Raw genomic sequence first — 21,849 nt, 5'->3', positions numbered from 1 at the left:
GTTTATACTTCTAAAATTTGAATTTCATTTTCCAAACAATAGATTATAAAAGCCTTTATTTTATCTTTTTTAAGAATTTCTTTAATAGCGTTTTTATAAGTTCTTACTTGTTCTTTATGCTTATCTTGCATAGCCAAACCTGTTTTATAGTCTACAACCAAGGCTTCATTTTTGCTTAAAACAAGCAAATCTAGATGTTTAATTTCTCCATTAAAACTTAAAGCTTGTTCTTTTAAAAGCTCTTTATCTTTAATCAATGCTTGAAATTGAGGATTATTAAGCAAAATTTGAATTCTTTTAAAAAGTTTTTCAAATTCATGTTCTTCTAAAAAATGTCTGAATTTATTCTTGCAACTTTGAGTGAGTATTTGGAAATTTTCAGCTTTGGGAAGTTTTAAATTTTGCATAAAAAAATGAAAAGCATTTCCAAAATATAATTCCTTACCATCGAGTTTTTCCTCGCTTTGGATCTCTTGAGGATCAATTTTTTCAAATTTCTGCAAATTCTCGATTAAAGGCTCTTTAAAAACAAAATTTTGCTCTTTATGACATAAAATTCCTCTTTCTTGCGAAGCCAAATTTAAGAATTCTCCCTTAAAATAACTAGGATAATTTTTATTAACATGTTCTTCATTTCTTTTTATAATAATCAAACTTTCTTTAGCCCTTGTAAAAGCCACATAAAGTTTATTAATATCATCTTCATGGTCTGCTTGCATAATACTTTGCATAAATGATGTATAAACAGGCTCTTTAGTCATTTGCCTGATTTTGTCTTTAATGTGAAGCTGCCAACCTTGATCTATATCGTATTCAAACATAATAGTTTGATCATTTCTATGATTTTTAGAAAGATTATCAAGCAAAATTACATGTTCAAATTCTAAGCCCTTAGATTTATGCACACTCATGATGCTAATGCCTCTACTTTGCTCGCTCATTATTGGCAAAATGCAAGGTTCAAATAAAAGTTGCAAAAAATTGTCTTTAGTTTTAGCATATTCTATGAACTGGATTAAAGCTATATCATTTAAATCAAGTTTTAATTCTTTTATCAAAAAAAGCACATTTTCCATGACATTTTTAGAAAAATCAAGCATAATTTTTCTTGGCTTAAAACCCAAAAGCTCTTTTAAAAATACTAAATAAAACTCATCCCCAAAAATACAATATTTAGCATATTCTAAAACAAGCTTTACGCTAGCTTTATTTTCAAGCAAAACATTACTTTGAGTAAAAGCAGGAATTTTTTGTTCTTTTAAACACTCTAAAACCCTATCTGCATCATTATTTTTCCAACACAAAATACAAATATCATCATAAGAAACATTTTTAGTCCTTAAAAAATCAATTTGTTGAAGCAAGACTTTTAAAGTTTGTTCTTTGATTTCTTTAAAGTCTTGCTCTTTAGTTTCTATAACACGTATAAAACCGCCTTTTTTACTTTCTAAAGCAAATTGTTCCTTATAGTCTTTAATTTTATGTTTAAAAGTCTCATTTACAAAGGCAACTAAAAGATCTTTAGAACGATAATTTGTATTTAAACTACCGCTTTGAATTTGAGAAAATTCTCTTTTTAGCAAATCAAATAATTCTTTTTTACCTTGACGAAAACGATAAATGCTTTGTTTTTTATCTCCTACGTAAAAAAAAGTACGATTTTTTTTCACTCCTTCACCTGAAACAAGCTCAGCGATTAAAGGACGTAAAATCTGATATTGAATGACGCTAGTATCTTGAAATTCATCAATCAACAAATGCGAAATAAAACCATCTAAGCGAAAATAAATCATATCTTTAAAATCACTAGTAATAAGATCATAAACCCTTTTTTTAACATCATCAAAATGCAAAATATTATTGTCTTTATGGAATATATTTTTAGCTTTATTATAATGATTTAAAAGATTCATTAAATTAGCAATTTTATAATTTTCAAGTTCTATAGCATAGCAATTTAAAGCATTTATAAGCTCCTTTCTTTTTTTACTAAAACAGGGATCTTGATTTTCTAAATCTTGCAAATATTTTGTGCTTTCAAATTTTTCCATTAAACTTGATTTTATAAATTCTCTTAAATCTAAATTTTCATTTTTAAAGTTTTTACATAAATTAGCATAATGCTTTACATGGGTTAAACTCAAACAATAAGTTCTTAACTCACTATAAGCTTTATTGATTTCATTTTTAGAAGGATTAGTAATTTTAGGGCAAATTTTAAAATAGGCATTTTGATAAAAACTTTCAAGCTCATTAAAAAAATTCTCTTGCTCATCCATTAAATTAACATAATAAGCCAAATCTTTTAATTCATCTTTATTTAAAAGCTTTAGAAAAATCTCTCTTATATCAAATTTTTCTTCATTCATAACAAAATCACTACTTAAACCGGAATTTAATGCAAAAACACGCAAAATCTTTCCAAAAAAAGCATCAAAGGTATTGATTCTAAGATCGGTTCTTAAAAATTCTTCTTTTTTAATATCTCTTAAATAAATCAGCTCTTTTTTATCCAAACTTAAAAGTCTACAAAGCTCTTCACATTCGCTCATCTTGCTTTCTTTTTCTAAATTTAAAAAGGTCTCAACAATCCTTTTTTGCATTTCATTAGCTGCTTTTTTAGAAAAAGTTAAAGCTAGAATTTCATTAATCTTAGCACCTTTTAACACAAGTGCTACAAAACGCACACTTAAAGCAAAAGTCTTTCCACTTCCTGCACTCGCTTCTAAAGCTAAAAAAGGCTCAAACACACTCATTTTAATTCCTTTTTATAAATGAGTTTATAAGGACAATATTGATCTTGTTCATTTTCAAATTCCATTGCTTGTTGACTTTGATTAATTAAGTCTTTTAATCTTTCTTTCAATTCTTCTAAACTTTTAGTCTTTTGATTAAATATTTGCATGTTTTTTAAATCATAAAAACGTGCATTAGCATGTTCATCATATAAGGCTTGATAAAAAGCAAGTTGATAAGAATCGCTTGAAATTGTCCCGGTTTTATAATCAATAATAAGATTACCTTGCTTAGAATTATCAATGCGATCAATAGTGCCCTTAAGTTTAATCACATCATCTCCAAGCTTTAAGGTTTTGCTTAATTCAAGCTCAGTACTTATGACACGATATCCTTGTGAAAAATGTTCTTTTTCATTTTTAGCAAAGTGCAAAAATTTTAGCTTAAAAACTTCAAGATCAAGCTCGCTGATATTATATTTTTGGTATTCTTGATCCAATAACTTTATAAAAATCTCTATATCAAAATCATTATTTTTATAATCTTTATAATAAATTTCAAGCACTTTATGGATGAAATTACCTTGATTTTTAGCCTTATTTTCCTTGCTTAAAACCCTAGGTTCAAGCAAATTTAAAATATAACGATAATAATAAGTCCTTTTTTGTTTATTTAATAGATTAAAACGACTAAAAGAAAGTGCTGATTCAAAAGGATTGTGCTTTAAAATAGGAGCTTTTAAAGGAGTTAAATCAGGTTTTATACCTTCATAATCAAGTTTTAAAGCATTAAGATAAGCTTTTTGACTAATATGAGTTTGTTCAAAAAAATCAAAATCAAGCTCATCTAAAAAACGCGATTTACTTTTTTCTTCATTTTGCACAAAACAAATACTTACTTCTAAAGCATTTTTAATCAAACTCTCATAATAAAACCTTTGTAAATTCTCTCTTTTATCATAACTAATAAGCCCTGCTTTTTTACGGACTTGATTATTTAAAAAAAGCTCATTTACACTTCTTTTTGGAATAAACTCTTCATTAAAATCTACCAAAACCACACCATCAAAACAAAGCCCGCGGCTTTCTAAAAGACCCATTACTGTGACTTTTCCACCACCTACATCACTAAGAGTAAGTTGCGAGATTTGCATGAAAAAAAGCTGCATAAGTTCTTTAAGCTTAAGGGTTTGATTCTTTAATAAATCTTTAATAAAATAAAGCTCTTTTTGCACCAAATAAATCAATTCTTGTTTTTCATCTTTTAAAAACAAAGCAAGCAATTTTTGAAAATATTCCAAATCACATTTTTCATTAAATTTATGTTTAAATTCTATAAAATCAAGTTTTAAAGCGTGCAAAAGCACATTATAATAATCAAAATTCATTTGCATGTCTTCAAAATAATTCTCTTGATTTTTATAGATAAAAGAAGGACTATTAGCACTTTCATAAAGAGCTTGAAGCTTTTGATAAAACAGAGTTTGTTTTATACTAATCCCATAAGCAAAATTAAGCATGCGATTTGTATCAAAAAGTCTTAAAAGTTCGCAAAAACTCTCATCAGGAGTTATAACTACAATATTTTCAGGTTTTAAACCTTTGCGAACAAAATGCGAGATTTCATCCATTACGAAAGCACATTGTAAACTTCTTAATTCAAAAGATTTAAGCTTAATTTGAGAATTTCTTGTTTTGAAAGATTGTTCTTTTAAAATTTCTTGCTTTGAAAGATTGATTTCATAATAAGTATCGACTTTCAAATTTAATTTTTTTAAAAAATCAAGCTTTAAAAGATAATCAAGATTAAATTTACTTGTCTTAAAACTTAAAATAACTTCTTTAAATTGAGAAATTTCACTGAGTAAATCTTCTTCGAATTTACTTAAAAAACCTTCTAAATTATAAATTATACTCTCATATTGATCTAAAAAATCTATATTAAGGCTATATTTTTGCACTAAAGATAAAGCATCATATAAAGAATTTTTTTCAAGTAAAGCAAGATAATTATTATACACTTCATCTAAAATTTCTAAATGCTCATTATAAGCAGCATAATAATCATTATTTTTAAGATCTTGTATGCTTTTTTTCTCTAAGCTCAATTCTTTAAAAAAAGAAAAAAGATACTCACTGTTTTTTAAAAAAACAAAAAATTCTGCTGAAATTCCTAATTTATTTTCTAAATCCTTACTCTTTAAACAAGCTTCTTGCATCAAAAGCAAGCTTTCATAAGAACTTGCTTTAGCCAAATTGCTTAAACAAACCTTATCTAAAAACTCGCTTATATTAATTGCACTATCTAATAAAGTATTATTGGATTTATTTTGATTAAAGTACTCTTTAATTTGCCTTGAAGAACTAAAAATTCTTAATTTCATTTAGCATTTAATTCATAGGTAAAAAATCCTATTGCTTCTTCATCTGCAGTGATTTTTAACTTAAGCTCCCACCTGCCTTGTTCTAATTGAGGCAAAGCTATGCTTAAAATCCCATTTTTGATTTGACCTTGTAAATTTTGGTCAAAATCTTTAGTAAAAGGTCTTGTAAGAAGGATTTGGACTTTTAAATCATCAGGATTTGAATTTTTTAATGCAAAAATTTCAAAATTTGCCACATAAGCATTTTTATCCACTTCGTAACCAAAAATTTGTCTTTCGCCTATAAGGATAATTTTATCATTTTGGAAATTCAACTTAAACAAGCTGTCAAAATTGGCTTGTTGTTTTTGTATAGCATTATAATTATTTTCAACATTTTGATAAGAATCAAAATAAAAATCATCCTCATATACAGGATGATGGCTCGCAATAAAAATAGTCACAATACAAGCAATAATAATAGCCAAAAGTGAAAGTAAAATACCATAAGGCCAAAAACTTTTTTTAACTTTTGTCATGCTTTTTCCCCTTCATTCTTCTTTGAACATAGTATAACAATGCAAAGCAAATAAATCCATAGATAAGTATTCTTAAAATATTTATAGTATCACGATTTGCATTACCTATAGAATGTTTTAATTGTATGGCTTTAGATTTTGCTACACGCTCTACTATATCAGCATAGCCATTTAATATAGCAGCATTGTAAATATCCCCTTTATTTGTAGCCAATATAGGCAAGATAGAACCTATACCAGGATAAGGATTAAGCACAGCTTCTTTATCAATTAAAGCTAAAGCACCTTTAGAACCTACAATATCTACTTTATGAGAATTTTTAGATAAAACAAGCAAAATATAGGATCTAGGAAGTTCTTTTTGCACATTCAATAAAGTTTCAATATCAGTTTTATCCCCTAATGCAACACCTACAAAAACACCACTTTTTTCATAAAGCTCTTTTCCTATAAGATTGATTTCATGGATGACTTTTTGATTTAAAATGTTTTCATTAACAAGTACAGCATCAAAAGCAAAAATTTTAGAAGATAATAAAAAAAATAAAAAGATGGCTAAAAAGCCACCTTGAGAACTTGCTTTCATCCTATATGAAGATGATTTACAGTTAAAACTGACCAAGCAGTAATTGCAGCAGTAGTGACCAAGCCAATAATGATTAAATATTCTAAAGCCTTATTCATTGTGCTTCCTTTATACTTTTATAATCTTGCTCTTTTGAACCAAACATCTTTACATTTTGTATATTTTTAAGACTATAAGGTTTTTGCATTACCTCTTGCTGAGATTTCACCCCCCAAATGGTTAATCCAACTAAAATCGCAAGCAATAAAATTGTAACGATTAACATACCCATAACACCTGAGAATACACTTCTATTTGCATTTTGCATCACTCACCTCTTGAAAGAGAAATTACATATTCGCCAACAGCTTCTTTTTGAATATCATTAAGTCCCGAAAAACTTGGCATAGTTCCTATAAAACCTGCTTTACCACTATGTAAAACATCCACTACAAAAGCTGCAGATCCATATTTTGTAAGATCAGGAAATAATCCATCTTGACCTTTCCCATCTTCGCCATGGCAAGCCGCACAAGCTCCATAAGCTTGTTTACCTCTAGCTACTAAATCTTCATTTGCAGTTTTTTTAATAGCTGAAAGCTCTTTAGCTACATAAGCTGCAATAGCAAGAATATCTTCTTCAGCTATGCCTAAATCAGAAGCACCAGGCATCTCTCCACCTGGAAAATTCATGCCCTTAGAACCTTTCTTAATCACTTCAACTAAGCCTTCTTCACTCCCCCAAAGATTTAAATTTTGAGCTTTTCCATTGATACCATCACCTGTAATCCCATGACAAACTGAACATTGAACCAAAAAAATATTTTGTCCCATTACTATTTTATCTTCTACAGATAAGTCTTTAAATTTTTCTTTAAACTTAGCATCATGAACTGCTACTTCTTCATTATATTGACCTATACTTGAAAAAGAATTTAAAGGATAGCCCCATAAAAAATACCAAATAACCCAAATGATAGTTAATAAAAATACTATTGCCCAACCAGTAGGAATAGGATTTTTATACTCTTCTATCCCATCCCAACTGTGATCACTAAGCTCTGATTTTTCTTTTTTTTCTTTCATTTCCTTAAACATTCTACTCACAATAACAAGAGTGATTAAAATGATAAGAATAGCTCCAATCAAAGATAAAAGATTAACATTATCTTCCAAATTTAACCATTGCATTAAGCACTCCTTTTACTTTCTAATACACTATCATCAATATCATCTTTTAAAACAAGATCAGCGTATTTTTCATAATTTCTCTCACCCTTTTTCTCAGATCTATATAAATGATACCAATAACAATACAATCCCAAAGACAAAAACACCACAAGTGCGAAAAATCCATAACCTTGAAAAATCTCCCACTCATGTCTTTGAACTTTTGCTAAATTTAATGTGATTAAATTTTTAACCACCTCAAAAACTATTGATAAATTTTCCATCATCTTACTTTAAACTATTTAAATAAGCTATCAAAGCAACAATTTGCTTGATCTCTCCTTTAGCAAAAGCATCTTTAACTTCTTGACTTTTCATTTGATCAATTATAGCTTGAGCTTCGGCTTTAACTTCAGCTTGTGCATCTTCCCAAGTTCCAAGTTTTGTCCCATCTTCAGTATCATAAGGCACATTAAAAACTTTCTTTACAGTTAAAGCTTCTGCATAAGCAGTTTCTATATCTGCATTTTTTCTAAACATATGCTTATAAGAAGGCATAATAGAATCTGGAACAACAGAAGTAGGTTCCCACATATGATACTCATGCCAATCAGTTGTTCTATAATTTCCTACACGAGCAAGATCAGGTCCTGTTCTTTTCGAACCCCAAAGAAAAGGTCTATCATAAGCAAATTCACCACTTACAGAATACATCCCATAACGATCTGTTTCGGATTTAAAAGGACGGATAAGCTGAGAATGACAAGCATTACAACTATCTTTAATATATATTGCACGTCCTGCAAGCTGTAAAACTGTATAAGGCTTTTTGCCTTCGATTGGTCTTGCATTTTCAGCAAAATTAGGCAAAACTTCGACAATACCAGCATAAGCAATCACAATAAAAACAACTACAGCAAAAAAGAATGGATTTTTTTCTAACCAACTAAACATATTTTCTCCTTTTATGCTGCCATAGGTGAAGCGCTTTTTGGTTCTTTAGTAAGCACTTTTCCGCAAGCAATTGATTTATAAATATTATAAGCAAACATAAAAAAACCAATAAGATACATCAATCCACCAATCGCTCTAATCCAATAATAAGGAACAATAGCTACAACAGTATCAATAAAACTATATAATAAATTACCATACTGATCTGTTGCTCTCCACATCATACCTTGAGTAATACCTGCAATCCACATAGAAGCAAAATACAAAACTATACCTGTGGTTTGAATCCAAAATTGAATTTCCATTAAAGATTTACTATAAAGCTCTCTTTTAAAAACCCTAGGAGTCATATGATAAAGTGCTGCCATAGTCATAAATCCTACCCAACCAAGTGTTCCATCATGAACATGCCCAGGAATCCAATCTGTAAAATGTGCTAAAGCATTAACGGATTTAATCGAAAGAATCGGTCCTTCAAGCGTTGAAAACATGTAAAAAGTTGATGCTAAAATCATGAATTTAATCAAAGGACTCTCACGAAGTTGACCCCACTCACCCTTCATAGTAAGCAAGATATTAATAGCTGATCCCCAAGAAGGCAAAATCAAGACTATAGAAAAAACAGAGCCCATAGTCTGCATCCAATCAGGCACGGTAGAATAAATCAAATGATGTCCTCCTGCCCAAAGATAAACAAACATCAAGCTCCAAAACGCAAATAAAGAAAGCTTATAAGAAAAAATAGGCTGACCGCTCTCTTTTGGTAAAAAATAATAAATTTGTGCAATAATACCTACAGTAAATATAAAAGCAACAGCATTATGCCCATACCACCATTGCACTAAAGCATCATTAGTTCCTGCATACATTGATACACTATGCCACCAATTCCCCATTCGCGCAACAAAATAAGTCGGCACCTCCATATTATTAAAAAGATACAACATAGAAATACCCAAAAATGTAGCTATATAATACCAAAGAGAAATATAAAGGGTTTTTTCACGGCGGATTCCAATAAGTCCAAAAATACTTACACCCCATAAAACCCAAACAATAACAACAAGAATATCTAAAGGCCATTCAAGTTCAGCATACTCTTTAGATGTAGTTATACCCATAAATAAGGATATAATAGCCAAAACCATAGTAAACATATAAAGCCAAAAATGTAATTTGCCTATAAACATTAAAAATCTTGATTCAGCCATACTCACTTTAAGTACACGCTGCCCTATATAATACCAAGTTGCCCAAATCCCTGAAAGCATAAAACCAAAAATAACACCTGAAGTATGAAGCGGTCTAAGTCTTGAAAAAGTAGTATATTCTCCTGCTAAATAATTTAGGTTAGGATACGCCATTTGAAAAGCTATAAGAGTACCTATAGCCATACCAACAATACCAAAAAATATAGTTGCAAACATAAAATATTTTGCAATAGTATAGTCATAATTTAATACATTGCCTGGGTGTATCAACTTTTTCTCCTTAAAATTTTAAAAATAAAAAAGCATTATAGAATATTAATCATACATTTTTTCTTAAAAATGGCAATTTTTAATTATCCATCATACTCGGTATTTTAAGGCTAAATCAGTCTTATTTATTAATATTTATCTTATATCCTAAACTAGGTACATTTTTGATAAATTCTTCACCCACTTTATCCCTTATTCTTTTAATAAAAGTCCTCACCGCTGTATCAGTTACATGCTCACCAATCCAAACATTTTTCTTAATATCTTCATGCAAAACCAAAACTCCAGGCTGTTTTAAAAGTAAAGAAATAAAGGCTAATTCTTTTTTAGTCAAAATAATCTCTTTACCATTATGAATCAAAGTTCTTTTGGTTTTATTAAATTGATATTCTTTAGAAATTTTTACAAGCATATTAACTTCAATCTTTTCATCAACTAAATAATCTAAAACTTTAAATAATTCTTCTATATCAACAGGCTTAATTAAATACTTATCTATACCTATGTCAATAGAACGTAAAAGCCTTTCTTTTTCAGAATATGCACTTAAAACAACAATTGGCACATCATCTGAAATCTCCTTAATCTCTCGTGCCATATCAAGCCCATCCATAATGGGCATAGCAATATCTGTAATCACTAAATCCGGCTTAAATTTTTTAAATTTTTTAAGTCCTTCATCTCCATTTTGAGCCCCTATAACCTTGCTAAAACGATTGCTTAACACATTTATTAATGATTCTCTAGCCTTAACTTCATCTTCGACTACTAATATTATTAAATCTTTGCGATCTTGTGACATTTTACTCCATCCTTTCTTTTAACTTTAAAAATATTTCAAAACAAGCTCCGTCTTTCTCATTTTTAACTTTGATTTTTCCTTGGAAACTTTCAATAATTTGCCTGCTTATATAAAGCCCCACCCCTATACCCTGACTGGGATGTTTTGTTGTGAAATAGGGTTGGAAAATTTTATCCAAATTTTTTTTATCAATGCCACCGGCATTATCTTTTAGTTTAATTTTTAAATAATTTTTTCCAAATTTTAAAAAAGCGATTGTAATGACTTTTCTTTTCTTGTTTTTCAAAGCCTCTATAGAATTGAAAATGAGATTAAGAAAAACTCTGATTAAACCATTCTCATATGCTAAAACTTCATAATCGCCTTTAGAAATAATATTAATATTTACATGATTTTTTTCTATGGTTTCAAAAACAATTTCTAAAGTTTTATTTAAAGTCTCTTCTATAAATACATAAGGTTGTGCTTCTTTATTATTAAACAAAGTTCTAAATACATCAATCGTTTTTGACATATTTTTAATCATAGATTTTGATTGAGAATAAATTTCAGCAAATCCTTTTTCATCTTTAAGATTTTGCTTCATTTGAAACATTGCAATACCTAACTCATTTAAAGGTTGCCTCCATTGATGGGCTATATCGCAAATCATTTGCTCTAATGAAGATCTTAAAATCTCTTCATAAACTATTTTAATATCTTTTTCATTTTTTTCTAAAGCAATTTGCAATTTCTTTTCAAATTTTTTGCCAAGTTGTATGAATTCTTTTTTATGATCCTTAACAGTATTTTCAAGATTTATACTCAACTCACGCAATTTAGCATGATTTAATGCAAGCTCTTCATTAAGTTTAAAAAAATTACTCACATCACGAGAAAATGCTACTATCTCTGTTAACTCATTATTCTTATTTAAAATAGGGATTAATAAAGTCTCAAGATAAAAAGTTTTGCCTAGTTTATCAATGTTTTTAAAAATAACTTCATAAGGTTTTTTACGCGAAAGCTTATTTAACAATTCTTCAATATAATATTCTTCAACATCTGGATGTCTAAAAATAGAATGTTTTTGTCCTATAAGCTCCTTTTTACTATAGCCGCTTATTTTGCAAAGTTTATCACTTACAAAAGTCAAAATTCCTTGCGGATTTGCTCTTGAAAAAATCGTATTTTTTTCAATTGCTTTAAAGAATTGATCTTTGAAAAAATCTCTCATTTAAAAGCCTTAAAACCCATATAAGCAAGATATATACCATAGCAAATAATGATGCTATATGATGCATAATTGAAAAAATTCTTCAAAAAATTATTAAAAAACTGCGAAATTTTTAAAAAAAACAACATCGCTGGTAAAGTCGACACTCCAAAAACCATCATTATTATAATACTTTCAAAAACATTTTGCTTACTCATAGCACTAGCAATAAAAAAATACACTAAGCCACAAGGCACAAAACCATTTGAAAATCCTAAAAATATAGCTGATTTTAATCCTTTAAAATTCGTAGCTTTTTTAATAATTTTTTTTGCAAAATGATTAAAAAAAACATTGCTTTCAATAAAAGACAGCATATTGCCTCTAAAAATTAAAGCAAAACCTAAAACCATCATAAATATGCCAAGAATAAAAAAAGATAAACTTTGGCTCTTAGCATTAATTGCTAAAATATTTCCAAAAACTCCAAAAATTATTCCTAATACAATATAAGCAAAAATTCTAAACAAATGATAAATAAAAGTTAATAAAAACAGGTTTTTAGATTTTGAATTTAAATTCATAAAAATTAGAGTAAAGCCACCACACATAGAATAACAATGCCCAAAACTTGATAGGAAAGCAACACTAATAATAGCTAGAAAATCTACACTCACATTAAATTCATAAATTCTTTAAAAATATACTTGCTTTCATGAGGACCCGAAGAAGCTTCTGGATGATGCTGCACTGAAATAATAGGATAGTTTTTATATCTTACACCCTCAACATTATCACCAAAAAGATTCCTATGAGTGATAATAGCTATTTGATCTAGTTCCTCAGGGACATTATAATTATGATTTTGTGCAGTAATTTCGACTGTTTTTGTATCAAGATTGATCACAGGATGATTTGCCCCATGCTGTCCAAATTTCATTTTATAAGTTTCATAACCAAAAGCATTACTTAAAAGCTGATGTCCTAAACAAATCCCAAGCATTGGAATTTTAGCTTGGGCTAGTTTTTTAATTTCTAGAATTTCTTGCTTTAAAATTTTTGGCTCACCTGGACCATTAGAAAGAAACACGCCTTGAATTTCTCCTTTTTTATACAAAGCAATTAATTCCTCTGCTTTAATATCATAAGGATAAACTTCAACCTCAAATCCTGCTTCTACAAGTTCATTTAAAATATTTATTTTGACACCATAGTCAATAACAGCGACCTTTTTCATGCTTCTTTTCGCATCATTAAATTTTTGCAAACTAGCATTCCAAACACCTTGTTTATGAGAATAAACCTCTTTAGTACTCACTTCTTTTATAAAATTGATCTCATCAATTTTTGCAGAATTTTGCAAAGCAAGTTTTAAATCCTCTTTATTTGAAATTTCAGTTGAAATCACAGCTCTTAAATTTCCATTTTTTCTTATCATTTTAACTAAATATCTAGTATCTAACTCATAAATACCTATTTTTTCATGTCTTTTTAAATATTTTTCCAAACTTTCTTCAGCACGAAAGTTAGAAAAACTTGAACTTAACTCACGCATTAAAATACCACTAGCAAAGATTCCTTTGCTTTCATTATCATTTTCATTAGTTCCTACTATACCAATCTCTGGCATAGAAAAAACAATAAATTGCCCAGCATAAGATGGATCAGAAATAATTTCTTGATAACCCGTTAAAGAAGTATTAAAAACAAGTTCTCCAAAAAAAGTACCTTGTTTTCCGCAAGCCTTAGCCGTTAAAAAAGTGTCATTTTCTAAATAAATATAAGCTTTCATTAAAACATACCCTTTTTTCTAAGCTCTTCTTGATAGAGTTTTTCAAATATAAGATCATATTCTTCACTACCTGGAACAGGCTTTGTTTTATAATTGCTAATTTTTTCATAAACCTCATCTTCAAGTTTTTCATAAATTTTAAGATAACCTTCTATACTTGAAAAAATCAAATTCTTAACTCTATTCTCACTCACCATAAAATTAATATAATCATTTTCTACAAGTTCTTTTAAAATTTGATGTGCTAAATGATTGTGATGTTCTTCAGAATCTAAAATCACACCCCACTCAGGGGCTAATTTTTTCTTTACAAGCCAAAACATATTTTTACGATCTACTTGCATCAACTCCATTTCATCTTCTTGTTGCTCTAAAAGCTCTTTTACCTTTTCATCCAATTTTCTTTCATTTAAAACGTCATTTTCTAAAACTTCTATTATAGAAATCTTAAGTTTTTCTAAGTGATCTTTGATTTCAACAAAAGAAGAATTTGCGATATCTAAGATCATTTTATTTGCAATATAAGGAACATGTGGCAATTTTATACGCATCTTAAAAAACCTTTTATTTAATCAATGTATAAAATAATAGCTTATTTTTGGTAAAAGAATGTTAAAAATGAAAAATTTAACCGTTTAATTGCTAATATTATTATCTAAATTTTTTAAAAGTAAAGTAAGCTCACTAGCCTTTTTAGGATCCATTTTAGATAAAACTCCAGAAATTTTACGCGATTCTAAAGACAACATGATTTTACTAGCATCTTCTGGATCCATTTGGGTTAAAACATCTGCAATAGCGCTATCTTTCATCTGAGAATAAATTTCTTTTACCCTGCCTTGAGTCTTATCGCGTATAGAATTTAAAATTTTTTCTTGTTCTTTTAAAAGTCTTGCATTTTCAAGTTTTAATTGCTCAATCTTTACTAAAGTCGCATTAACTTCTGCTTCTTTTTTCTCTAAACTTTCAAGTCTTTGTTTTTGTAAAACTTCAAAAGAAGCCTTATAAGCTTCTAAAGCTTGTCTTGCTTCATCAAATTCTCTTGTTTGAAGCTCAATTTGTGCTTTTTTAGATTCAAAATACTGCTCACAATCTTGCTCAGAACCAAAAAGCATGCTTGAAAGCAAAATCAAAAATACCAATTTATTGCCCATCTTTTTCTCCTTTGAAAAAACGGCTTATAGCGATTTCATCCAATAATTTCTCTTCAGCTTTAGCCAATTCTTTTTGCTTTTTCTTAAACTCTTCAGCTTCTAAAAATTTTATTTTTTCATAATCTAAATACGCTTTTTTATACAAAAACTGATAATGGTTTATCTCTTTTTGAGAAAGCTCCACTTTTTCCTTAGCTCTTGCTATAGCATCGCGCCCTACTTGCACCATGCTTAAAGTCGATCTTAATTGTGCAATGGTTCCTGATTTTGGTAAAGTATCTAAACTTTCATATTCCTTACGCGAAAGCTCATAAGACTTTTGATTTTGAAGCTGTCTTTGCCTAGCTTTGTGAAGATTATTTTCTACCTTATCAAGTTGTTGTTTTCTTACTTTTAAAACAGAATCGTATTTATTTTTCATAAAATAATAGTATCATCTCTTTCAGGACTGGTTGAAATGTATTTAATTTTAACCCCCACAAGTTCTTCAAGCCTTAAGATATATTTTTTAGCATTTTCTGGCAATAAATCATAATCTTTTATACCAAATACCTTATCCCAACCATCTAATTCTTCATAGATTGGCTTGACATTTTCTAAATCACTTGGCATATAATCAATTTGCATGCCCTTATACTCATAAGCGTAACAAATTTTAACTTTTTCAAACCCATCTAAAACATCTAATTTCATCAAAGATAAAGCATCAAGCCCATTAAGTCTTGCTGTGTATTTTGCCGCAACAGCGTCAAACCATCCACAGCGTCTTTTACGTCCTGTACTTACGCCAATTTCTTTACCAATTTGCATAATTCTTTCCCCATCTTCGCCTTTATCTTCAGTAGGAAAAGCTCCATTACCTACCCTTGTAACATAGGCTTTTACAATACCTATAATACTTCTTACTTCCTTAGGATTTAAACCAAGCCCTGTTAAAGCACCTGCTGAAACTGTACTTGAACTTGTTACATAAGGATAAGTTCCATGATCAATATCAAGCATAGAACCTTGAGCACCCTCTAAAAGCACTCTTTTATCTTCATCTAAAGCCTTCCAAAGTATTCTTGTCGTATCTGTAATAAAAGGGCTTAAAATTTCACTAAAACGCTTTAAATCATCAAGCATTTCCTCAGCACTAGGAATCGCAATTTCAAGCATTTCAAAAAAAGCCTTATTGGTTTGAAAATCTTTAATTAAAGCTTCGCACAATCTTTGAGGTTCTAAAAGTTCTCCGATTCTATGTCCTGTACGATTGATTTTATCCGCATAAGAAGGCCCTATGCCTTTTCCTGTTGTACCTATAGCATTTTTCCCTTTAAGCTTTTCTTTTGCAATATCCATTAAAGAATGATGTTTTAAATTCAAATGTGCCCTATCACTAATATACAATCTGCCTTTTAAATTTTCAAATTGTGCCATTTCAGCAATCAAAACTTCAGGAGAAACCACAACGCCATTTCCTATAATATTAATACATCTTGGATGCAAAACACCACTTGGCATAAGATGAAGCGCGTATCTTATACCATTTACCCAAATGGTATGGCCTGCATTGTGTCCGCCTGCACTTCTACAAACAAAATCATAATTTTCACATAATTTATCTACTATTTTGCCTTTGCCTTCATCGCCCCACTGAATGCCAACAATAATATCTGCTTTACTCATAAAATTCCCTTAATTTTACTTTTTGGCGAGAAGATGAGAGAATCGAACTCCCCAAAGAATAGTCAACTATCCTTTCATCTGATTTGAAGTCAGTGGCAATCACCAGATACGCTAATCTTCCAAAATTGCAATTATAACGATTTTTAATGAAAAACAAAATAAATTTTATAATTTTACCAAAAACAAAGTCTTTGACTTTATGTTAAATTTAAGTTATAATCTCACTCTTTTTTTATATCAAGTTAGGAACTTTTTTTGAATTCTTTTAAACAAAAATTTTTAATCAATTTTTGGGATAATTCTAAAGCTATGATTGTACTTGGAATTTTAAGTGCAGTGTATTTTGGAATTTTTGGTAATGTTTGGGCTATTACAGGAGAAATAACCCGTTGGGGTGGTGAATTTTTACAAGTTTTAGGTATGGATTTAAAAGAATATTCTTACTATAAAAAACAAAATTTAAATGGATCCATCTTAACAAGAGTTGATAGCATGATGCTTATAGGCATATGTTCATAGGCTGTTTCATCGCTGCTCTTTTAGCAAATAAAGTAAAATTTCGTTTCTTTGCTAATAAACTACGTATATTTCAAGCCATACTAGGTGGAATACTTTCAGGATATGTGCAAGGCTTGCTTTTGGATGCAATTTAGCAAATTTTTTCACAGGCTTGCCTTATTTTTCTTTGCACACTTGGTTTTTTACAGTTTTTATGATTTTAGGTATTTATTTGGGGATAAAAATTTGCAATACTTCATTTTTCAAACCTAAAATAATACTCAAGCGTATAGATAAAGAATATATAACTTTAAACAAACAAAAATCACGTGCAAGATTGCATTTTATTTTAGGAATTTTATTCTTCATAGCTTTTTTAACATGGGTATTTTATCTTGTACTTTGCAATGGAAATGTTAATATAAAAAATAAAGAAAGTCTTTTAGCCTTAGCACTTCTTTTTGGATTTAGCTTTGGTTTTATCATTTCTAGAGCACAAATTTGCTTTACTTCTTGTTTTAGAGATTTATTTTTATTTGGGAGAGATAATGCGATAAAAGGTGCTTTAATCGGCATGATTGGGGCTTGTTTGATTGCTTTTGCCTTTATTTTACAAGGCCATGATATTAAAGTTATAGAACTTTCCCCTGCACTAGCTATAGGAGCATTTTTATTCGGTTTTGGTATAGTTTTTGCCGGAGGATGCGAGTGTGGGTGGATTTACCGTACTTTTGAAAGTCAAAGCCATTTTATGATAGTGGGCATTGCAAATATAATAGGAATGATGATTTTAGCTTTAAGCTATGATTTTTTACCTAATACTTTCAAAGAAGGAATAAAAATCAATCTTTTAAATGATTAGGGAAATTTAATGGGATTTTTTATCAATTTAGGGCTTTTTATATTAATGTTTATTTTTGTTTTATCTTACAAAAAACTATTTATAAAATCTTTTCAAAGCAAATAAAATGAAAATCACTTATAGTTTAAATTTACAAGGCGAAGCCTGTCCCTACCCTGCTATAGCTACACTAGATGCTTTAACACAACTTAAAAGCAAAGAGATCTTAGAAGTGCTTTGTGATTGTCCACAAAGTATTAATTCTATACCTGAAGATGCGAAAAATCGTGGTTTTAAAATTCTTCAAATCGATCAAGACGGTCCCATACTAAGGTTTTTAATACAAAAACATTGAAAAGGTAAAATATAAATAATTTTATTTTTAAATAAATTATTAATTTATAAGAATTTCAATCAATCCATTTTGTTACTAAAATACACAAAAAAAATTAATTTTTTTTAATGTAAAAAAATATTAAAAAACACTTTAGTATAGTAATGGAATTAAAAAAAAGGAGAAATGATGTGGCAAGGAAGAAATGATGGCGAGGAAGCCTGTCATAAAAGATTATTTCAATGCTTAAATAAAAATTCAAATAACAAATTATTAGGTTTTTGTTCATCTTTAGGAGTGCAAAGAAATCACGGAAGAATAGGAAGCGAATTAGCTCCAAAAAAAATAAGAGAAAATATGGTAAATTTCGCTATCCATGATGATTTTGATTTTGATGATTTAGGAGATATTGAAAATTTCACTACATTAGAAATGGGTCAAGATTTACTTTATCACAAGTGTTTAGAACTTTTAAAAAACAATCATTATGCAGTGATCTTAGGAGGTGGACACGAAACTTCTTTAGGATCTATAAAAGCGCTTTTAGATCATAAAAAACAAATAGGAATAATCAATTTTGATGCACATTTTGACGTAAGAATACAGCAATTGCATAGTTCTGGAAACTCGTTTTATAAAGCTTATGAGTATGCACAAAAGAATCATTATAATTTTTCTTATTTGTGTTTAGGTGCAAGCAAAATATCTAATACCAAAGCTCTTTTTCAAACCATGCAAAACATGAAAGCACAATATGTACTTGATAATGAATTTGAAAAATCCCAAAAAATGATTGAAGAGTTTTTAGAACAAAATGAGTTTATTTATCTGAGTATAGATATAGATGTATTTTCGCAAAATATCGCACCTGCTGTAAGTGCCCCTGCAATTTTTGGCATTAGTTTAAAAGAAATTTTGCCCCTGCTCAAACTTATTTTTAACAGCAAGAAAGTTTTTCTAGCAGATATTTGCGAGTTTAACCCTAAGTTTGATATAGATAATCATACAGCAAAGCTTGTTGCTTATCTAACATATTTTTTATTAAGTAAAGGAAACTTATGAATTTTGAAAGTTTAAGTGCATTGACTATTAGCATTGGAGTTTTATTATTTGGAATGTTTTTAAAAAAACGTTTTTTAATCTTAGAAAAATTTTGTATCCCTTCTCCTGTTATAGGAGGTTTTTTAGTAAGTATGGTAATTTATGCTTTAAGCTTCATTGAAGTTAAAATTAATTTTGATACAAGCTTACAAACTCCACTCATGGCTGCGTTTTTTACCATAATAGGATTAAGTGGAAGCTTTAAACTCTTAAAAGTAGGTGGAAAAATACTTTTGATCTATCTTGGATGCTGTTGGTTTATGGCTTTGATGCAAAATTTTATCGGTATTTCTATGATGAGTTTTTTTGATTTAAATAAATTATATGGTATTTTATGCGGAGCTGTTTCTTTAGAAGGTGGACATGGCAATGCTATAGCCTTTGGTGGCATGGTTGAAGAATTAAGCGGTATGAACAATGCTAAAGTTTTAGCATTATCTGCAGCAACTTTTGGACTCATTTTTGGTTCTTTACTTGGAGGCCCTGTAGCAAGATATCTTATAAGCAAACACAATTTAAAAATCCAAACCAATCAAGACATCAAAGACACAGATCCTTTAAAACATGAAATTCATATTGCAAGCCATAAAGATTTTTTAAAATCTTTATTTTTAATATTATGCATTATGTGCATTGGATTTTATATAAGTTCTCAATTTACACAATTTAGCGGGTATTCTTTACCTAGTTATGTTGGATGTATGCTTATTGCTATTCTTGTAAGAAATTTCAATGATATTCTTAATATTTTTAAAATCAATCAGTATTCTTTAGATACTATAAGTGAATTGAGTTTAGGCATTTTTTTAACCATGGCTATGATGAGTCTAAAAATAAATGAATTAAGTACTGTTGCCATACCTCTTTTTATCACTTTAATTGTGCAAATTTTAGCCTTATTATTATTTGCGGTTTTCGTAGTCTTTTATTTATGCGGAAGAAATTATGATAGTGCTATCATGTGTGCAGGACTTATAGGACATGGCTTAGGTGCAACCCCTAATGCTGTAGCGAATATGAATGCAGTTTGTGCTAGATACGCTTTGATTTCTAAACAAGCGTTTTTAATTGTGCCTTTATGTGGGGCTGTTTTAATCGATATTGTAGCAATACCTCTAAATACTTATTTAATCAATCTTTTTGCCTAAATATTCTCGCAAATGCGAGAATATTTTAAAGTTCTTCTAGCATCCTTTCATAAGCAGTCTTAGTTCCAAGGCGAAGCTTGGTAAATAAACTTGCAATAATAATAACTAAAGAAGCAGCCAAAAATCCTGGGACTATCTCATAGATAGGCAAGTTAAAAATTTCAACCAAATAATTCTTCCAAAGAACCACTGTAAGCGCACCTGTTATCATGCCTAAAATCGCTCCTATTCTAGTCATCCTACTCCAGAATAAAGAAAAAAGCATAACAGAACCAAAACTTGCTCCAAAACCTGCCCACGCATAAGAAACTATGCTTAAAACACTTGAGTTTTTATCTGTAGAAATTAAAAACGCTATCACAGCTACTAGTAACACCCCTATCTTACCTAGATTAAGCACCACTTGTGCAGGGGCATCTTCTTTAAAAATTTTTTTATAAAAATCTTCTGCAATAGTAGAACTTGACACTAAAAGCTGAGAACTTGCAGTACTCATAATAGCGGCTAAAATAGCAGAAAGCAAAATACCTGCTATCCAAGGATTAAATAAAAGTTGAGACATCACAATAAAAATTTTCTCAGGATCAGCAAGGCTTAATTGGAATTTATACACATAAGCAATACCCAAAACTCCTATAAAACAAGCACTTAAAAGACAAATTACCATCCAAAAAATACCTATAAAAGTAGCACTTGGAATGTCTTTAACAGATCGAATAGACATGAAACGCACTAAAATATGAGGCTGTCCAAAATATCCAAGTCCCCAAGCAAGTGCGGAAATAATACTAATAGCCCCTACTCCTTCTCCTAAGGATAAAGCACTAGGTCTGATTTGTTTTACTATATGCATTGCCTCATTAAAACCCCCTAAATGAAACAGCATGACTAAAGGCACAATAATTAAAGCACCCATCATCAAAAGCCCTTGAATCATATCCGTCCAACAAACCGCCTTATAACCGCCTAAAAAAGTATAAGCCACTATAATAATAGTCCCTGTAGTAAGTGCATACTCATAAGCAATGCCAAAAGTACTTTCAAAAAGTTTTGCCCCACTTACAAGCCCTGAAGAAACATAAAAGGTAAAGAAAATTAAAATTACTATAGCACATACTACGCGCAATATATGCTTATCATCATCAAATCGTGTTTCAAAATAATCAGGAATAGTTAAAGAATTAGCAATAACACTAGTATAAATTCTAAGTCTTTTAGCTACAAAGATCCAATTTAAACTAGCCCCTACAGTTAAACCTATTGCAATATAAGAATCTACAAAACCACTTACATACAAAGCCCCAGGCAAACCCATTAAAAGCCAGCCACTCATATCAGAAGCTCCCGCACTAAGTGCAGAAATGACAGGCCCCATAGAACGACCCCCTAAGAAATAATCTTCTGCATTTTTATTTTGCTTATAAAAATAAAAACCTATATAAAGCATTAAAACAGCATATGCGACAAACATTATTGCTATTGGGGTATTAATTTGAACTATTTCCATTT

At 29.5% G+C, this 21,849-nt stretch carries 22 protein-coding genes, 1 tRNA gene and 1 pseudogene; 4 read left to right on the top strand and 20 right to left on the bottom strand.

Annotated elements, in window-relative coordinates; all coding sequences use genetic code 11:
* Positions 1-2: 2 nt before the first annotated feature.
* The 19 genes from GRQ01_RS05570 to GRQ01_RS05480 all read right to left on the bottom strand — a co-directional run bounded on the left by GRQ01_RS05570 (position 3) and on the right by GRQ01_RS05480 (position 16,539).
* The gene (locus GRQ01_RS05570; RefSeq protein ID WP_158334819.1) at positions 3-2,756 is read right to left on the bottom strand and encodes a RecB-like helicase; all 2,754 of its coding nucleotides are present in this window, start codon (positions 2,754-2,756) and stop codon (positions 3-5) included.
* Positions 2,753-5,119 carry a PD-(D/E)XK nuclease family protein gene (locus GRQ01_RS05565; protein WP_158334818.1) on the bottom strand — a complete coding sequence of 789 codons (2,367 nt, stop codon included), beginning with the start codon at positions 5,117-5,119 and terminating at the stop codon, positions 2,753-2,755. The genes GRQ01_RS05570 and GRQ01_RS05565 overlap by 4 nt, the downstream gene beginning before the upstream one ends.
* Positions 5,116-5,637: a FixH family protein gene (locus tag GRQ01_RS05560; RefSeq protein ID WP_158334817.1), complete on the bottom strand. Its 522-nt coding sequence runs from the start codon at positions 5,635-5,637 to the stop codon at positions 5,116-5,118. Before GRQ01_RS05560 ends, GRQ01_RS05565 begins: the two co-directional genes overlap by 4 nt.
* Positions 5,624-6,223 carry a hypothetical protein gene (locus tag GRQ01_RS05555; RefSeq protein ID WP_158334816.1) on the bottom strand — a complete coding sequence of 200 codons (600 nt, stop codon included), beginning with the start codon at positions 6,221-6,223 and terminating at the stop codon, positions 5,624-5,626. The genes GRQ01_RS05560 and GRQ01_RS05555 overlap by 14 nt, the downstream gene beginning before the upstream one ends.
* Positions 6,220-6,321 (bottom strand): hypothetical protein, encoded by a 102-nt coding sequence (locus GRQ01_RS05550; protein ID WP_158334815.1) that lies wholly within the window; start codon positions 6,319-6,321, stop codon positions 6,220-6,222. The genes GRQ01_RS05555 and GRQ01_RS05550 overlap by 4 nt, the downstream gene beginning before the upstream one ends.
* A complete protein-coding gene (locus GRQ01_RS05545; protein WP_203121245.1) occupies positions 6,318-6,533 on the bottom strand; it encodes a DUF4006 family protein in 216 nt (71 codons plus the stop codon). Before GRQ01_RS05545 ends, GRQ01_RS05550 begins: the two co-directional genes overlap by 4 nt.
* Entirely contained in the window at positions 6,530-7,393 is an 864-nt protein-coding gene (locus tag GRQ01_RS05540) for a cbb3-type cytochrome c oxidase N-terminal domain-containing protein (protein WP_158334813.1), read from the bottom strand. The genes GRQ01_RS05545 and GRQ01_RS05540 overlap by 4 nt, the downstream gene beginning before the upstream one ends.
* On the bottom strand, positions 7,393-7,656 hold the full coding sequence (locus GRQ01_RS05535) for a cytochrome c oxidase, cbb3-type, CcoQ subunit (RefSeq protein ID WP_158334812.1): 264 nt from the start codon (positions 7,654-7,656) through the stop codon (positions 7,393-7,395). Before GRQ01_RS05535 ends, GRQ01_RS05540 begins: the two co-directional genes overlap by 1 nt.
* Positions 7,657-7,660: 4 nt before the next feature.
* Entirely contained in the window at positions 7,661-8,326 is a 666-nt protein-coding gene (gene ccoO / locus GRQ01_RS05530; RefSeq protein WP_158334811.1) for a cytochrome-c oxidase, cbb3-type subunit II, read from the bottom strand.
* Positions 8,327-8,337: 11 nt separating this feature from the next.
* The gene (ccoN, locus tag GRQ01_RS05525) at positions 8,338-9,804 is read right to left on the bottom strand and encodes a cytochrome-c oxidase, cbb3-type subunit I (RefSeq protein ID WP_203121251.1); all 1,467 of its coding nucleotides are present in this window, start codon (positions 9,802-9,804) and stop codon (positions 8,338-8,340) included.
* 124 nt (positions 9,805-9,928) lie between these two features.
* Positions 9,929-10,609 (bottom strand): butyrate response regulator transcription factor BumR, encoded by a 681-nt coding sequence (gene bumR / locus GRQ01_RS05520; protein WP_158334809.1) that lies wholly within the window; start codon positions 10,607-10,609, stop codon positions 9,929-9,931.
* Between the two features lies 1 nt (position 10,610).
* The gene (bumS, locus tag GRQ01_RS05515; protein ID WP_158334808.1) at positions 10,611-11,825 is read right to left on the bottom strand and encodes a butyrate sensor histidiine kinase-like phosphatase BumS; all 1,215 of its coding nucleotides are present in this window, start codon (positions 11,823-11,825) and stop codon (positions 10,611-10,613) included.
* On the bottom strand, positions 11,822-12,481 hold the full coding sequence (locus GRQ01_RS05510) for a sulfite exporter TauE/SafE family protein (RefSeq protein WP_203121243.1): 660 nt from the start codon (positions 12,479-12,481) through the stop codon (positions 11,822-11,824). The genes bumS and GRQ01_RS05510 overlap by 4 nt, the downstream gene beginning before the upstream one ends.
* Positions 12,478-13,596 carry a glutamine-hydrolyzing carbamoyl-phosphate synthase small subunit gene (carA, locus tag GRQ01_RS05505; RefSeq protein ID WP_158334807.1) on the bottom strand — a complete coding sequence of 373 codons (1,119 nt, stop codon included), beginning with the start codon at positions 13,594-13,596 and terminating at the stop codon, positions 12,478-12,480. Before carA ends, GRQ01_RS05510 begins: the two co-directional genes overlap by 4 nt.
* Positions 13,596-14,147, bottom strand: coding sequence for a DUF507 family protein (locus GRQ01_RS05500; RefSeq protein ID WP_158334806.1), 552 nt, complete (start codon positions 14,145-14,147; stop codon positions 13,596-13,598). Before GRQ01_RS05500 ends, carA begins: the two co-directional genes overlap by 1 nt.
* An 84-nt stretch (positions 14,148-14,231) precedes the next feature.
* The gene (locus GRQ01_RS05495; RefSeq protein WP_158334805.1) at positions 14,232-14,750 is read right to left on the bottom strand and encodes a MotE family protein; all 519 of its coding nucleotides are present in this window, start codon (positions 14,748-14,750) and stop codon (positions 14,232-14,234) included.
* Positions 14,740-15,171, bottom strand: coding sequence for a flagellar export protein FliJ (locus GRQ01_RS05490; protein WP_158334804.1), 432 nt, complete (start codon positions 15,169-15,171; stop codon positions 14,740-14,742). The genes GRQ01_RS05495 and GRQ01_RS05490 overlap by 11 nt, the downstream gene beginning before the upstream one ends.
* On the bottom strand, positions 15,168-16,418 hold the full coding sequence (locus tag GRQ01_RS05485) for an adenylosuccinate synthase (RefSeq protein ID WP_158334803.1): 1,251 nt from the start codon (positions 16,416-16,418) through the stop codon (positions 15,168-15,170). The genes GRQ01_RS05490 and GRQ01_RS05485 overlap by 4 nt, the downstream gene beginning before the upstream one ends.
* A gap of 23 nt (positions 16,419-16,441) precedes the next feature.
* A tRNA-Sec gene (locus GRQ01_RS05480) sits at positions 16,442-16,539 on the bottom strand.
* Between the two features lie 134 nt (positions 16,540-16,673).
* Between GRQ01_RS05480 and yedE the strand changes: the two are divergent.
* From yedE to gltS, 4 genes and pseudogenes are all read left to right on the top strand, one after another.
* Positions 16,674-17,883, top strand: a pseudogene (gene yedE, locus GRQ01_RS05475) (selenium metabolism membrane protein YedE/FdhT).
* A 1-nt stretch (position 17,884) separates the two neighbouring features.
* The gene (gene yedF, locus GRQ01_RS05470) at positions 17,885-18,112 is read left to right on the top strand and encodes a sulfurtransferase-like selenium metabolism protein YedF (RefSeq protein WP_158334802.1); all 228 of its coding nucleotides are present in this window, start codon (positions 17,885-17,887) and stop codon (positions 18,110-18,112) included.
* A 168-nt stretch (positions 18,113-18,280) separates the two neighbouring features.
* Positions 18,281-19,153 carry a formimidoylglutamase gene (locus GRQ01_RS05465; protein ID WP_193699225.1) on the top strand — a complete coding sequence of 291 codons (873 nt, stop codon included), beginning with the start codon at positions 18,281-18,283 and terminating at the stop codon, positions 19,151-19,153.
* Positions 19,150-20,340, top strand: coding sequence for a sodium/glutamate symporter (gltS, locus tag GRQ01_RS05460; protein ID WP_158334800.1), 1,191 nt, complete (start codon positions 19,150-19,152; stop codon positions 20,338-20,340). Before GRQ01_RS05465 ends, gltS begins: the two co-directional genes overlap by 4 nt.
* Before the next feature lie 25 nt (positions 20,341-20,365).
* Here gltS and putP read toward each other — a convergent pair whose 3' ends face one another.
* Positions 20,366-21,847, bottom strand: a complete 1,482-nt coding sequence (putP, locus tag GRQ01_RS05455; protein ID WP_158334799.1) for a sodium/proline symporter PutP — start codon at positions 21,845-21,847, stop codon at positions 20,366-20,368.
* Between the last annotated feature and the right edge of the window lie 2 nt (positions 21,848-21,849).

Source organism: Campylobacter bilis (genome assembly GCF_016806695.1).
GTDB classification, from domain to species: Bacteria; Campylobacterota; Campylobacteria; order Campylobacterales; family Campylobacteraceae; genus Campylobacter_D; species Campylobacter_D bilis.
Note: the sequence above shows the minus strand (reverse complement) of the source record. Positions and strands in the feature narration are given on the sequence as shown.

Coding starts and splice junctions, on each gene's coding strand:
- GRQ01_RS05570 (WP_158334819.1), bottom strand. CDS start 2,756: ATGAGTGTGTTTGAGCCTTTTTTAGCTTTAGAAGCGAGTGCAGGAAGT.
- GRQ01_RS05565 (WP_158334818.1), bottom strand. CDS start 5,119: ATGAAATTAAGAATTTTTAGTTCTTCAAGGCAAATTAAAGAGTACTTT.
- GRQ01_RS05560 (WP_158334817.1), bottom strand. CDS start 5,637: ATGACAAAAGTTAAAAAAAGTTTTTGGCCTTATGGTATTTTACTTTCA.
- GRQ01_RS05555 (WP_158334816.1), bottom strand. CDS start 6,223: ATGAAAGCAAGTTCTCAAGGTGGCTTTTTAGCCATCTTTTTATTTTTT.
- GRQ01_RS05550 (WP_158334815.1), bottom strand. CDS start 6,321: ATGAATAAGGCTTTAGAATATTTAATCATTATTGGCTTGGTCACTACT.
- GRQ01_RS05540 (WP_158334813.1), bottom strand. CDS start 7,393: ATGCAATGGTTAAATTTGGAAGATAATGTTAATCTTTTATCTTTGATT.
- GRQ01_RS05535 (WP_158334812.1), bottom strand. CDS start 7,656: ATGGAAAATTTATCAATAGTTTTTGAGGTGGTTAAAAATTTAATCACA.
- ccoO (WP_158334811.1), bottom strand. CDS start 8,326: ATGTTTAGTTGGTTAGAAAAAAATCCATTCTTTTTTGCTGTAGTTGTT.
- bumR (WP_158334809.1), bottom strand. CDS start 10,609: ATGTCACAAGATCGCAAAGATTTAATAATATTAGTAGTCGAAGATGAA.
- bumS (WP_158334808.1), bottom strand. CDS start 11,825: ATGAGAGATTTTTTCAAAGATCAATTCTTTAAAGCAATTGAAAAAAAT.
- carA (WP_158334807.1), bottom strand. CDS start 13,596: ATGAAAGCTTATATTTATTTAGAAAATGACACTTTTTTAACGGCTAAG.
- GRQ01_RS05500 (WP_158334806.1), bottom strand. CDS start 14,147: ATGCGTATAAAATTGCCACATGTTCCTTATATTGCAAATAAAATGATC.
- GRQ01_RS05495 (WP_158334805.1), bottom strand. CDS start 14,750: ATGGGCAATAAATTGGTATTTTTGATTTTGCTTTCAAGCATGCTTTTT.
- GRQ01_RS05490 (WP_158334804.1), bottom strand. CDS start 15,171: ATGAAAAATAAATACGATTCTGTTTTAAAAGTAAGAAAACAACAACTT.
- GRQ01_RS05485 (WP_158334803.1), bottom strand. CDS start 16,418: ATGAGTAAAGCAGATATTATTGTTGGCATTCAGTGGGGCGATGAAGGC.
- yedF (WP_158334802.1), top strand. CDS start 17,885: ATGAAAATCACTTATAGTTTAAATTTACAAGGCGAAGCCTGTCCCTAC.
- GRQ01_RS05465 (WP_193699225.1), top strand. CDS start 18,281: ATGTGGCAAGGAAGAAATGATGGCGAGGAAGCCTGTCATAAAAGATTA.
- gltS (WP_158334800.1), top strand. CDS start 19,150: ATGAATTTTGAAAGTTTAAGTGCATTGACTATTAGCATTGGAGTTTTA.
- putP (WP_158334799.1), bottom strand. CDS start 21,847: ATGGAAATAGTTCAAATTAATACCCCAATAGCAATAATGTTTGTCGCA.